The sequence below is a fragment of the Gynuella sunshinyii YC6258 genome, assembly GCF_000940805.1.
GTDB lineage: Bacteria > Pseudomonadota > Gammaproteobacteria > Pseudomonadales > Natronospirillaceae > Gynuella > Gynuella sunshinyii.
The window spans coordinates 4,185,730-4,198,645 of the sequence record NZ_CP007142.1 but is presented as its reverse complement, the minus strand read 5'-3'; the positions used below and the strand labels follow the sequence as shown (position 1 = coordinate 4,198,645).

Here is a 12,916-nt window from a genome sequence, read left to right as displayed (position 1 = left end):
ATTTATACATTTTCATATGCTGAATTGTTCGATTTTGTCTGGATCCTGGTATTCAAGCCACGGTTCCAGCCATTGTTCGAAATCCTCCAGTTGCTGATCAAGCCAGTCTTCACCATCATCCAGGTGCTGATCCAGCTTATTTTTCAGGTCGCCGACAAACGCTTTCACCATGGTTTTGTAGGCAATCCGATATCCGTCATCAAAGGGCGTGACAATGGTAAACAGTTTGAGAGTCTTGTCATTGTCAGTGTTCTTAAGCAGAGTGGGAATGATGATCCTGTCTTTTAGTTTTTGAGGCTTGCCGAGTTCGGGCTCGTAGTTCCGATAAAAAAACAAAGTGCTTTGAATAAATATTGGATCGGATTCGAGTGTGTAGGCTGCCGCTTGTTGATAATCTTTTTGGCTGACGGCGTTCCAGAACTCTTCGGCCGTTTTAAGTCCGTCACGAGTATTAGAGCAGGATGTCAGTAATAGGCCTATCAACAAAAACCATTGTCTTATCATGTAAGGTTCACCATTTACCCATAAAAAGCCTCGGCAGTATTATGGGCAGAACATTCTTAATGAGAAATAACTATGTTTAAAATTATTGTGTTTGTTCCGGAAGACGCTATTTCCAGGGTAAAGGACGCGCTATTTCAGGCGGGTGCGGGGAATATTGGCGATTACAGTCATTGTTGCTGGCAGGTATTGGGTAAAGGCCAGTTCCTGCCGGGAGAGCATAGTCAGCCAGCTATCGGCAGCAGAGGAAATATCTGTGAAGTCTCTGAATATCGCCTGGAAACCGTATGTGACGGCAGTTGTATCAAGTCCGCGTTGACCGCAATGTTGGATGCACATCCTTACGAAACCCCTGCGTATGAGGTACTGGAGATTAAAAGCCTGGAGCACTTTTAATCTTCCAGAGCGACACTCGAAGAATCAGTAAGTATCAGATTTTCTTGGACCCAGGGTGGTGTTGCAGACCTGATATGGTTTTGTAAGACTCTGCTGAACCGAATTGATATAGTGTTGCAGAGTGGTTTTGACAGTCTCGAAAGCGATTTCCTGCCATGGAATATCAGCCGGTGCAAATAGTTCTATCTCGGTACTTTCTTCCGTTGTACTGTATTCTGCTACCGGCATGTTGGCCAGGAAAAAGCAGTGAACCTGGTCCACAATGGGCAGGCTGATGACGGATATCAGTTGTTCAATTTCAACACTGGCTTTTGATTCTTCCCAGGTTTCGCGCAGGGCGCCTTCAGCAAGGGATTCATCGTTTTCCATAAAACCGCCAGGTAATGTCCACATATCAATTCTTGGTTCGATGCCTCGCCGACACAACATGATCTTTCCCTGATGCACTGGCAAGGTGCCAACAATGATTCTGGGGTTTTGATAGTGGATCGCTGAACACTTGGGACAGACGTGTCTTGGACGGTGATCACCTTCGGGTACTTCAACAATCAGCGGAGCCGCACATTCGCTACAAAATTTCATGTCTCTGTTATCACTGCTTTAGGTCTATCCGATTGTAACTTTTTTTAGCGGCTTCTGGCGAAAGGAATAACTTTAGCTTGGGAAGTGGGGGTTGTCTGATTTGAAGATTGGTAATTATTTTGCTGAACCTCATTAAGAACCTGTCTGAGTTTGGAAAACGATTCATGCATCATCTGTGATAGTTTTATGCAGGCAGCCAACGGGTTGGAGGCTCGTTTTCGCTCCATATCAATTTGAAACTGCAGGCCGCGCAATCTATGGTGATGTTCGATTGGAGAACTCATGATCAATTCTTCAACCCGTTCTTCCAGCCAGGTTTCAAGGGCCTGAGGGTCCTCTTTGGCAAGCAGAGCCATTTTTTCAAAATCAAACGCTTCATGAGGCATATTAAAATCTTCCATAACTACAGCTTAATATCCTTGCATATTACCAAAAATAGTCTATAAGCCATCCCCCTTTATGTCTTATTTTTGTACAGAGTAGTAAAAACTCCACTAACCGTGTCACAAAACGAGTAGAATCAGCCTATGTACGAAAAGCTGAATAAGAATGAAATCCTAATCCAGATCCAGCGTTCCCTGTCTCAACACAGACCCAAGCCTGTATTGGGTGATTTCCCCAAAGAGGCGGCTGTGTTGTTGCCGTTTATCGAGACTTCTTCCAATGGCCTGGAGATGATGTTTACTGTCAGGTCCGGACATCTGAGTCAACACGCCGGTGAAATATCTTTCCCAGGTGGTAAAGTAGAGTCTCAGGATGCCAGTCTTATGGTAACGGCGATGCGAGAGACAGAGGAAGAGACTGGAATAGCAGGCGATAAGGTTACCATTTTGGGTGAATTGTCTCCGGTTATTTCCAAAACAGGCATTCATGTCACACCATTTGTGGGGATGGTACATAGCAGCGCCAGGTGGGGACATTCAAGTGACGAGATCGATGAAATATTCACGGTCCCTTTGGAGTTTTTTCTGACCACAGCACCGGTTTTTACGGAGATTCGGCAAAGACTTACTGGATTGAGGATTCCAGAATACCAGTATCAGCAGTATCGTATCTGGGGTTTAACGGCGATGATTATCGTAGAGTTTATGAATGTGGTATTCGATCGACGTTATGATTTACGTTTTCAGGAACATGTTCGTGATGTTATTGTCCAACAGTTGGTCGGAAAGACATCTATTGGTGATAAGGATAATTAGCAGATGAGTGATTTGAGTTATCAGGTAATGGTTGGTTCCACTCAGGCTGACCTAAGCTCTGAAACGCGTATGGTGCAGGAGTGTCTGGTTGCGCAAGGGGTTAATATCAGTGGCTTCTCATTTCCTAAACATACTGATAATTATCTGTGGAAGCTGAACCTGAATTGTCTTAACAGTGCCGATTATCTGTACCTTATCGTTGGTCATCATTATGGACCGTTGTCACCAACAGGTGTTGGCTATATGCACCGTCTGTTTGCTTCTGCTCAGGCAACAAATAAACCGATTGTCAGTCTGATCTATAACGGCCAAAACAAGCCTTACGGTAATGCAGCGGATAAGACCAGGCTGCACGAGTTCGTCAATCAGCTGAAGATGGCGGATCATTATTTTTGGCACGATCAAAGCACTTTGCTTCATGCTACCGAAACCAGTCTTGAGCTCATGCTTGATAAAGCTCCTGCACGTGGGTGGGTGCGCCCCGAACATGTTTCCAGGCATGGTGGTCAGGAAGTTAATATTCTTCGTCGGCAGATCGCATTATTGAAAAGGGAGATGGAGCAGTTACGGCAAAATCGTTTGCAGCCGTTGTTTGATCAAAAAGTTACTTTGCCGTATCAGTGTAAATGTTTTTATGGTGGAACTCTTAAAACTATCAATCATCATACTGAATGGTCGTTGGACGAAATTTTTCTGGCAATTGCTCCTATTATTATGGATGAACAATCTGAGGCGAAAGTCCGGAGCAGCTTCTTTGATCAGGTGCTCGACCAGGAAAAGCCGGCGTTGGGTCGAATGGCACCGGAGGCGCATGCGTTTGTAGATCTTAAAATACCTCAAAACACATTTTATAGTATTAAAGTATTACTACGGTCCTACGGTTTGGTGGCTGTTCGAAAAGGTGCCTGGAAGTTAACGCCCTATGGTGAGCAGTGTACGCTAAACCGGGTTGAGGTGAATTAGTCCTCTTCCACAAACGAAATTGCGATGGCTTGTGGCCCAAAATGCGCGGCTACACTGATGCTCATTACAGATGTCAATATCCGAACATCATGTTCTTGGGCGAAGCGATTCAGTTGGGAAATATGATGATTGGCTCGAAGTTCGGCAAGATGGCCGGCGTAGCTAATATTGATGACAGCCTTATTCAAGCCTGCATCGATCGCCTGTTGAACCTGTGTGGTAATATTCTTTACCGCATCGTCAAAACTTTTTTCTTTATCGGTGAGTTGATATTGTCCTTCCGTCAGGCTGATAACAGGACGATGCCCCATTAATTTGGTTAGCTGGTAATTCAGTTTGCCAAAATACTTCTTATCAGTATCTGCATATTTTAATAAGGTGCTGTTTTTGAAAAAATCCGGATGTCGGACGGCGAATACGGTGCGCAACTGTTTAATGGTGTCCTCAAGCAGATTCGGAATATTCTCTATTGCCAGCGCTTTTTCCTTGATCAGACGAATGCACTCATGTAGCAGCAGGCCTTCGCCCGAAGCAACTGAGTTGCTGTCTATCAGTTTGATCTTGAAGCTGGGGTTCAGGCCGAGCTTTCTTCTGACCGAAGTGATCTGCTCCTTATTTAGAATTCCAATCTCTTTGATGAGTCGGTAGTTGTGACTGAATGCCTGATCACTGGTAATGATCAGCGCAGAATCAAACTCATGAATCAGTCTGTCTAACAGTAGTGAACTGTAAAACTCCTCTGAAATCCCCGTATGCTTCATCTTCTCTTTTTGTTTGCGCAGAGCGTTGTAAAACTCCAGTGATTCCCTTGGGTCTTTGGTGTCTGTGTAGTAACGCTTGATCGAGGCGACGTGGTTGGGCAGGATCTCAATTTGATGATTTTCCAGAAAAGACCTGGGTATGTCACAACATGCATCTACCAATACGACGGACTTGTTCATGAATTTCCTTGCATGGGTTTATTCCGTTTTGTCGTTATATTCACAAAGGTGCTCAATGATGCAGGCACCACATTTGGGTTTTCTGGCTACGCAAGTATAGCGTCCATGTAAAATAAGCCAGTGATGAGCATCTAACAAGAACTCTTTGGGAACAACCCGCATCAGTCTGTCTTCAACTTCCCGAACATTTTTTCCAGATGCAATCTTAGTCCGGTTAGCAACTCGGAATATATGTGTATCAACAGCCATCGTCGGTTGTCTGAATGCGGTGTTCAAGATGACGTTGGCGGTTTTCCTGCCTACGCCAGGGAGTTTCTCCAGTAATTCCCGTTGATCAGGAACTTCGCTGTTATGTTCCTGAATCAGTATCTCGCAGGTTTTGAGTATGTTCTGAGCCTTGGTATTAAACAGCCCTATGGTTTTGATGTGTGTTTTTAGTTTATCCAAGCCCAGAGCCAGGATAGCTTCTGGTGTGTTTGCTACCGGAAACAATAGTCGGGTAGCTTTGTTGACACCTGCGTCTGTTGATTGAGCAGACAACATCACAGCTATCAGCAGTTCAAATGTTGAATGATATTCAAGCTCAGTAGTCGGTTGCGGATTTGATTCCTGTAGAAGCGTGAAAATCTGCTGTCGTTTGGTCTTATTCATTTACGCATTTTAACAAAGTCAATAAGGCTTCACTTTAAGTGAAGCCGGACAAAATTAAAACAGCAGACAGGGTGGTTTTTTTGCCGGTGGTCTCTCCGTCAGGAAACGTCTCTGGATAAGTCGTATCCGGTAATATCAGACGTGGCAAGAAATTAACTAATGGTTCCAGTAACCCTGACTCGCTTTGAGCCCGTTTTTTGATTGGCTGGCTGTTGTCGAGCCTTCAGCCATCCGTCCATAGCATTTTTGGCAGCAATGATGAGTCCTAACGCCACGAACGCTCCTGGTGGCAGGATGGCGAATAGAAATTGTGGATAATTGGAGAATACCGTTATTTGCCAGTCTTTTGCTACCGGTCCAAACAGTAACTGCATATTGCTGAATATGATTCCCTGACCAATGATTTCACGAATGGCACCCAGCAGGACCAGGACGAGCATAAATCCCAGTCCCATCATCAGGCCATCCAGCAGAGAGGGGATGACGCCGTGTTTGCGGGCAAAACCATCTGCACGACCCAGAATATTGCAGTTAGTAACGATCAGCGGGATGAAAATCCCCAGAATATGATAAAGCTCGTAGGTAAACGCCTGCATCAGCAGTTCGGCTGCTGTGGTAAACGATGCGATGATCATGACAAAAGCAGGTAGTCGAACCGCGTCATCAACATGGTTTCGAATGATGGATACTGCGGTATTGGAACCAACCATCACGACGGTCGTCGCAATTCCGAGACCCAGTGCATTGACTACACTCGCTGACACAGCCAGTAACGGACACAATCCCAATAGTTGTACCAGTGCAGGGTTGTTATTCCAAAGGCCGTTCTTAATGATTTGTCTGAAAGAGATTTCGTTCATGATTTACGAGCCCTTTAGTAACAGTTTGTTTTGGTTGGCCTGATAAAACAACAGCGCATTTTTAACGGCTGCAGTAACGGCTCTTGGCGTTATGGTGGCCCCGGTCAGTTGGTCAAACGCACCGCCGTCTTTTTTGACTTTCCACTGTTCCAGTGCGGGAACAGTGATCGATTTGCCATTGAATTGAAGTATCCAGCCTGACTTCTGGGTGTCAATCTGATCTCCAAGCCCCGGTGTTTCCTGGTGGGCAATCGCCCTTACCCCGGCAATGGTGCCATCCTGGTCGATGCCAATCAGCAGTTGAATGGCATCGGTATAACCATTCGGGGCGATGACCGGCAAAATGACATGTTGGCCATCGCTGAAAAACGGTTCTGGAGTTTTCAGGCTCAATAATTGGACATCAATAAATGCCTCGTTGGTAATCTTCTCCCGTTCAGTAGCAAGGTCTTCACTGGCATCCGGGAAAATTTCGTACAGCAGTCTGGATTGAAACAAATGACGGTTATGCTGAATTCTGTCTGTACTCAAATATTGGGTGACAGCAATGAGACCAACGGTAAAGATGGCAAAAATTCCCAGTCCAAGAGCGTTTTTGCGTATGCTGCTGACTAAATTCATTGGGAATCCTTATTTACCTTATAACCCTTGATAGCACGGGCATGGCCATAAGTGCGTGGACGGGTGTAGTTGTCTATAAAAGGGGCCGCAAAATTCATCAATAGTACTGAAAACGCGATAGCATCGGGATAGTTGCCCCAGGTGCGGATGATATATGTCAGAACCCCAATACCTGCACCGTACACCAGTTTGCCGCGATTACTGACCGCTGAGCTGGAAGGATCTGTGGCAATGAAAAAGGCCCCCAGCATCGTAGCCCCACCAAACAGGTGCATGAATGGCGGGACATGAGAGTCGGCATCCCAGCTGAAAATAAGGGCCATGAAGGTCAGCGAGGCGAGCAGGGCAACCGGGGTATGCCAGGAGATAATGCGGCGAAAGAGCAGGTACAACCCGCCAGCAAGATAGGCCAGACTGACCCATAGCCAGGAATTCAGCCAGCTGTTTTCAAACAAAGGTGATTGTCGTAATTCTTCACGCGTGGCCAGTTCTATGCCGGTTTTATAGGTATCCAGTGGTGTGGCCATGGTAATGCCATCATAGCTGTGACCGGCCATGTTGTTCAGTAGTTGTTGGCTGAGAGAGGGCAGGGAGTCATTCACCAGCGAACTCACTCCCCATGATGTCGTCATCTGGACAGGAAATGAGATCAACAACAAAGCATATGCTGCCATGGCCGGATTAAATGGATTATTACCCAGCCCCCCGTACAGTTGCTTGACGAAGATAATGGCAAATGCACTACCAACCACGACCAGCCACCAGGGAGCCATGGGTGGAAGAGCGAGAGCCAGTAACAGGCCGGTCAGGACAGCACTAAGGTCCAACAGAAATACCCGCACTGGCAGACCACGCAACTTCAACATGATCGCTTCGGCAGCCAGGGCGGTAATGATGCTGATGATCATATTGATCAGATAGCCCCAGCCAAACGTTGCTGTCAGTACCAGAAAACCGGGGATCGTGGCCAGGCATACCTGCAGCATCACCTGTTGTACCGACAGTGGTTTCTTCAGGTGTGGTGAACTCAGGTTGGTCTTGCTCATTGGGCTTTGTTCTCTTCTTCTGCGGCCTGTTGATAGGCCAGTTTTGCCTGGTGTGCTTTTTCTTCCAACTTGCCTAGAGCCGTGCTCAATGCTTCCGCCATTTCAGAATTTTCTGCCTTGGCGGTGTCCAGTTTGGCACGAGCTGTTTCGACTTTGGTTTGTAAGGTTTCCCATTTGGATTTGAGTTGATCGGTTGAAAGAACGGGCTTGTCAGGAATAGCGCCCGGCTCGGCTTGGCTTTGTTTTTTGGCTTTGGCGCGAGCCACCGCCGCCAGTATTTCGGATTTCATTTCACTATTGACTGTATTGTCGCTGTCACCTTCCTGTTTTGCCTGCTGTGCTTTGGCGGCTGCTTCAGCTCTGGCTCTGCGTTTGGCTTCTTTTTCGGCTTCTTCCTGTGCCAGGCGTTCCTGTCTTTGCTCAAAGCGCAGTCGGGCCCGATCTGATTTCTCTGTCTCGGCACGTTCTTTTTTGATTTCGGCCTTGGCAAACCGGTAATACTGCACCAGGGGAATGTTGCTGGGGCAGGACCAGGCGCAGGCACCGCATTCGATGCAATCGAACAGGCTGTTTAGCTCCGCTTTTTCCCATTCATGGCTTTTGGCATTCCAGTATAGTTGTTGTGGCAACAGGTTAACCGGACATGCCTGTTCGCACATGCCGCAACGTATGCAGGGTAGTACGGGCTCTGGGGATTTGGGTTTAGGTAGCAACAGGCAGTTGGTGGTTTTGATAACGGGAGCCTGATGTTCCATGACTGTGAAGCCCATCATCGGTCCACCCATAATAAGTTGATGGGTTGGATTGGCTTTGACCCCGGCCTGTTCGAGCACAAACGACATTGGAGTACCGAGCCTGACCCACCAATTGCCAGGATTCGGACAGTTTTCACCCGTAACGGTTACCACACGTTCGATCAACGGTTTTCCCAGCACCATCGCTTGCTGAAGAGCATAAACAGTGCCCACATTTTGCATTACGATGCCCAGAGTTGCCGGTATGCTGCCAGAGGGAACCTCCTGGCCGGTGAGCAGTTGAATCAACTGTTTTTCTCCGCCAGATGGGTACTTGGTAGGTACCACGCGTATTTCTATGCCTTTGCCAGGAAGCTGGTCAATGATTGTTTGCAGGGCGGAGATCGCTTCCGGTTTGTTATTTTCGATGCCAATCAATACCTCTCGCGCACCAGTGATGAGCCGGGCAATTTCGATACCTTCGATAATCTCTGAGGCTTTTTCCCGCATCAAGCGGTCATCGGAGGTAATGTAGGGCTCACATTCCACTGCATTAATGATCAGGGTATGGATATTTCCGTGACTGTTTAACTTTGCATGCGTGGGGAAACCCGCCCCTCCCATACCCGCGAGGCCGGCATCCAGTACCCGCTGCAGTAATATTTCCAGCGGTTCGCTCTTCCAGTCATTCAGAGGAGGCAGAAATAAAATCTCTTCCTCTGCCAGACGTTCAACGACGACGCAGAGTGCCGGCATTCCGGAAGGATGAGGAATTGGGCGCGATTCAATTGCTGTCACGGTACCCGTGATGGAGCTATGTACCCCGGCGCTGATCTGCCCTTTATTGCGCGCGATCAATTGCCCGGTCTTCACTCGATCACCAACGTTTACCAGTACCTCGGCGGGAGCGCCAATATGCTGATTCAGCGGCAGAATGATCTCTGGGGGTAAAACCGCTGGCTGGATCTCTGAAGTATTGGAAAGGGTTTTGTGTTGTTCCGGGTGTATCCCGCCAGGTATGTCCCAGATTTTATAGGCGGTTGTCATGCAGCTTTTTCCCCACGTTGGTCCGTGGCAATGAGGTGATATCCGGTAGCTGGTTGTTGCCAGCCCCAGGTTTCGAGAGTGGTGGCGACAGGTACCATGTCAATGCAGTCCACCGGGCAGGGCTCGACACAAAGATCACAGCCGGTACATTCAGATGCGATCACTGTGTGCATTTGTTTTGCGGCGCCGATGATGGCATCTACCGGACACGCCTGAATACATTTGGTGCAACCAATGCATTCGTCTTCGCGAATCACGGCAACCTGAGTTGGTTTTTCCTCACCATGTTCAGCATCCAGTGGGACAGCTTCAACATCCAGCAGGTCAGCCAATGCGGCAATGGTTGATTCGCCACCGGGAGGACATTTATTGATAGGCTCATCGCCACCGGCAATCGCTTCAGCATATGGACGACAACCGGGATGTCCGCATTGACCACACTGGGTTTGGGGCAGGATGGCATCGATCTGGTCGACAATCGGGTTTCCTTCGGGTTTGAAGCGGACCGCGGCGAACCCCAATAAGGCGCCAAAAGCGAGAGCCAAAAGAAAAATGGCAGCAATAGCGATTATGACTGTTATCACAGTATTGTCCTCTTAAGCGGGCACGAGACCGGAAAATCCCATAAATGCCAATGACATCAATCCGGCGGTAATCAATCCGATGGCAGAACCTTTAAAAGGCGTTGGAACGTCACTGTGGTTGACCCGTTCACGCAACGCCGCAAACAACACCAATACCAGCCCGAAGCCCGCTGCAGCGCCAAAACCATAAATCAGTGATTCAAAAAAGTTGTTTTGTTTTTTGATGTTCAACAAAGCCACGCCCAGAACGGCGCAGTTAGTGGTGATCAATGGCAGGAAAATTCCCAGCACTCGATATAACAATGGACTGGTCTTACGAATCACCATCTCGGTGAATTGCACCACCACCGCGATGACCAGAATGAAGCTGATGGTTTTCAGGTATTCGAGCCCAAGTGGTTGGAGAATCCACGTGAACGTGAGATAGCTGCAGGCCGAGGAAAGTGTGAGCACAAAGGTGGTTGCCAGAGACATGCCCATGGCGGTTTCCAGTTTGTTGGATACGCCCATGAATGGACACAAGCCCAGAAACTGAACCAATACAAAGTTGTTGACCAGTATAGTGCTCACCAACATCAACAAATAATCGGTCATGCTGATACCCCGGAAAAAATGGTGGCCAATTATCCTTAAGGCAAATATTCCATACAATATAGAAAAATAGTTTTTTAAGCGTATTTGGTTATAAAAAGACAACCATAGGCTATGAAATCATAAACCAGGTGTTAAAGCCGGGTCATTGGCGTTTTGAATGACCCGGAGTATTGATTGGTTAACTGACTTTTTCGCCAGGTTTCACGGATTCATGCGCTTCCAATACCCAGAAATCCTGATCACCGGCAGCCAGAACCATACCCTCTGACAAGCCGAATTTCATTTTCCGTGGGGCAAGGTTGGCAACCAGTACCAGATTTTTACCAATCAGATCCTCTGGCTGATATTTGCTCTTGATTCCGGAAAACACATGGCGTTGTCCTAGAGGTCCTACATCCAGTGTCAGGGAAATAAGCTTGTCGGCCCCTTCAACCGCACTTGCGTTGATCACTTTTGCCACTCTCAGATCGACTTTGGCAAAGTCATCAAATTGAATCGTGTTGTCTGTTTGAGGTTTCTCTGACACAGCTGATTTGGCAGCAGCAACGTCCTGTTTACTGTCCTCAATCATCGCATCTACAGTGCTGCGTTCTATACGTGTCATTAATGGAGTGAACTTGTTTATTTGGTGACCACATAGGTCTTTACTGAGTTCTGTCCAGTCAAGACTACTGAGATTCAGGAAAGTGGCAGCTTTATCGGCCATGTTCGGAAGTACAGGTGCCAGATAGGTCATCAGAACCCGGAACAATTGAATCCCGGTGGAGCAGACATCGATCACTTCCTGGTCTTTTCCGTCCTGCTTGGCCAGGCTCCAAGGTGCTTTTGCCTGAATGTATTCGTTAGCAAGGTCGGCCAGAGTCATAATTTCTCGGATCGCCCGGTTGTATTCGCGGTTTTCATAATGCCTGGCAATGACATCGCCTTTCTCGATGAAAGTCTGATACAACTCTGGTTCGCTTAGATGAGCGCTGAGCCGGCCTCCCGCTTTTTTGATAAAACCCGCACAACGACTGGCAATGTTGACCACCTTGTTGACCATGTCTGAATTGACTCTCTGAACAAAGTCGTCCAGGTTCAAGTCGAGATCTTCAACGGTAGGTGTCAGTTTTGCGGCATAGTAGTAACGCAGATATTCTGGATCCAGATGTTTCAGATATGTCCTTGCCATGATAAATGTGCCACGGCTTTTGGACATTTTCTCGCCATTGACGGTGACATAACCATGGGCCCAGACCCCGTTGGGTTTGCGGTATCCGGAAGTTTCCAACATTACCGGCCAGAACAATGCATGGAATGCGATGATATCTTTGCCGATATTGTGATACAGCTCGGTAGTGCTGTCGGCACGCCAAAAGTCATCGAACTCTAGTCCGGGAGTCCGATCGCACAGGTTTTGGAATGACGCCATGTAGCCGATCGGTGCGTCCAGCCATACATAAAAGTATTTGCCCGGTGCATCTGGAATTTCGAAGCCGAAGTAGGGGGCGTCGCGGCTGATATCCCAATCCTGAAGGCCGGTATCTAGCCATTCTGCCAGTTTGTTGGCGACGGAATCTGCCAGCACGCCTGATCTGGTCCAGGACTTTAACATGTCACTGTGTTGGGAAACTGTTAAGAAATAGTGTTCGGAATCTTTCTCAACCGGTGTTGCGCCTGAGATGGTTGAACGAGGATTGATCAGGTCGGCTGGCGAATAGGTAGAGCTGCACACTTCGCAGTTGTCACCATACTGATCTTCTGCTCCGCACTTGGGGCAGGTCCCTTTGATATAACGATCAGCGAGAAACATTTTTTTCTCGGGATCAAAAAATTGACGTACATTCCTGACTGCAATCACACCATTTTGTTTGCATTGCTGATAGATATGTCGGGAGTATTGTTCGTTTTCTTTTGAATGGGTTGAGTAATAGTTGTCATAGGCAACCAGAAAGTCTGTGAAATCGGCTTTATGTTCTGTGTTTACCCGATCAATCAACTGCTCTGGAGTAATGCCTTCCGCTTCTGCCTTGAGCATAATGGCTGTGCCATGGGTGTCATCGGCACAGACCGCGATACACATATTTCCGCGAGAACGTTGGAATCTGGCCCAGATATCAGTTTGAATATGCTCCAGCATGTGCCCCAGATGAATCGGGCCGTTAGCATAGGGAAGAGCACTGGTCAGGAGAATTTTTCGCGGATTGCTCATGGAAGA

Annotated in this window: 15 protein-coding genes; 3 read left to right on the top strand and 12 right to left on the bottom strand. The window is 47.6% G+C overall.

Annotation, left to right across the window (positions count from 1 at the left end):
- Positions 1 to 12 precede the first annotated feature (12 nt).
- A complete protein-coding gene (locus tag YC6258_RS17430) occupies positions 13 to 504 on the bottom strand; it encodes a hypothetical protein (protein WP_044618067.1) in 492 nt (163 codons plus the stop codon).
- Positions 505 to 576: 72 nt separating this feature from the next.
- Between YC6258_RS17430 and YC6258_RS17425 the strand changes: the two genes are divergently transcribed.
- Positions 577 to 897, top strand: coding sequence for a YqfO family protein (locus tag YC6258_RS17425; RefSeq protein ID WP_044618066.1), 321 nt, complete (start codon positions 577 to 579; stop codon positions 895 to 897).
- A 24-nt stretch (positions 898 to 921) separates the two neighbouring features.
- Here YC6258_RS17425 and YC6258_RS17420 read toward each other — a convergent pair whose 3' ends face one another.
- Positions 922 to 1,479, bottom strand: coding sequence for an NUDIX hydrolase (locus YC6258_RS17420; RefSeq protein ID WP_044618065.1), 558 nt, complete (start codon positions 1,477 to 1,479; stop codon positions 922 to 924).
- Between the two features lie 44 nt (positions 1,480 to 1,523).
- Positions 1,524 to 1,880: a DUF3135 domain-containing protein gene (locus YC6258_RS17415; RefSeq protein ID WP_052830379.1), complete on the bottom strand. Its 357-nt coding sequence runs from the start codon at positions 1,878 to 1,880 to the stop codon at positions 1,524 to 1,526.
- A gap of 126 nt (positions 1,881 to 2,006) precedes the next feature.
- On the opposite strand from YC6258_RS17415, the gene YC6258_RS17410 reads away from it, so the two are divergent.
- Together YC6258_RS17410 and YC6258_RS17405 are read left to right on the top strand one after the other, a co-directional pair.
- Positions 2,007 to 2,678: a CoA pyrophosphatase gene (locus YC6258_RS17410; RefSeq protein WP_044618064.1), complete on the top strand. Its 672-nt coding sequence runs from the start codon at positions 2,007 to 2,009 to the stop codon at positions 2,676 to 2,678.
- 3 nt (positions 2,679 to 2,681) lie between these two features.
- Positions 2,682 to 3,641 carry a DUF4062 domain-containing protein gene (locus tag YC6258_RS17405; protein ID WP_044618063.1) on the top strand — a complete coding sequence of 320 codons (960 nt, stop codon included), beginning with the start codon at positions 2,682 to 2,684 and terminating at the stop codon, positions 3,639 to 3,641.
- Here YC6258_RS17405 and YC6258_RS17400 read toward each other — a convergent pair.
- From YC6258_RS17400 to metG, 9 genes are all read right to left on the bottom strand, one after another.
- The gene (locus YC6258_RS17400) at positions 3,638 to 4,582 is read right to left on the bottom strand and encodes a DegV family protein (RefSeq protein ID WP_044618062.1); all 945 of its coding nucleotides are present in this window, start codon (positions 4,580 to 4,582) and stop codon (positions 3,638 to 3,640) included. The genes YC6258_RS17405 and YC6258_RS17400 overlap by 4 nt on opposite strands.
- 18 nt (positions 4,583 to 4,600) lie before the next feature.
- Positions 4,601 to 5,233, bottom strand: coding sequence for an endonuclease III (nth, locus tag YC6258_RS17395; protein WP_044618061.1), 633 nt, complete (start codon positions 5,231 to 5,233; stop codon positions 4,601 to 4,603).
- A 152-nt stretch (positions 5,234 to 5,385) separates the two neighbouring features.
- Entirely contained in the window at positions 5,386 to 6,093 is a 708-nt protein-coding gene (locus YC6258_RS17390; RefSeq protein ID WP_044618060.1) for an electron transport complex subunit E, read from the bottom strand.
- A gap of 3 nt (positions 6,094 to 6,096) precedes the next feature.
- On the bottom strand, positions 6,097 to 6,714 hold the full coding sequence (gene rsxG, locus YC6258_RS17385; RefSeq protein ID WP_044618059.1) for an electron transport complex subunit RsxG: 618 nt from the start codon (positions 6,712 to 6,714) through the stop codon (positions 6,097 to 6,099).
- Positions 6,711 to 7,760 (bottom strand): electron transport complex subunit RsxD, encoded by a 1,050-nt coding sequence (gene rsxD, locus YC6258_RS17380; protein WP_044618058.1) that lies wholly within the window; start codon positions 7,758 to 7,760, stop codon positions 6,711 to 6,713. The genes rsxG and rsxD overlap by 4 nt, the downstream gene beginning before the upstream one ends.
- Positions 7,757 to 9,541, bottom strand: a complete 1,785-nt coding sequence (gene rsxC / locus YC6258_RS17375; RefSeq protein WP_044618057.1) for an electron transport complex subunit RsxC — start codon at positions 9,539 to 9,541, stop codon at positions 7,757 to 7,759. Before rsxC ends, rsxD begins: the two co-directional genes overlap by 4 nt.
- Positions 9,538 to 10,125, bottom strand: a complete 588-nt coding sequence (gene rsxB, locus YC6258_RS17370) for an electron transport complex subunit RsxB (RefSeq protein WP_044618056.1) — start codon at positions 10,123 to 10,125, stop codon at positions 9,538 to 9,540. The genes rsxC and rsxB overlap by 4 nt, the downstream gene beginning before the upstream one ends.
- Positions 10,126 to 10,137: 12 nt before the next feature.
- Positions 10,138 to 10,719, bottom strand: coding sequence for an electron transport complex subunit RsxA (rsxA, locus tag YC6258_RS17365; RefSeq protein WP_044618055.1), 582 nt, complete (start codon positions 10,717 to 10,719; stop codon positions 10,138 to 10,140).
- Between the two features lie 178 nt (positions 10,720 to 10,897).
- Positions 10,898 to 12,910, bottom strand: a complete 2,013-nt coding sequence (gene metG / locus YC6258_RS17360; protein ID WP_044618054.1) for a methionine--tRNA ligase — start codon at positions 12,908 to 12,910, stop codon at positions 10,898 to 10,900.
- Between the last annotated feature and the right edge of the window lie 6 nt (positions 12,911 to 12,916).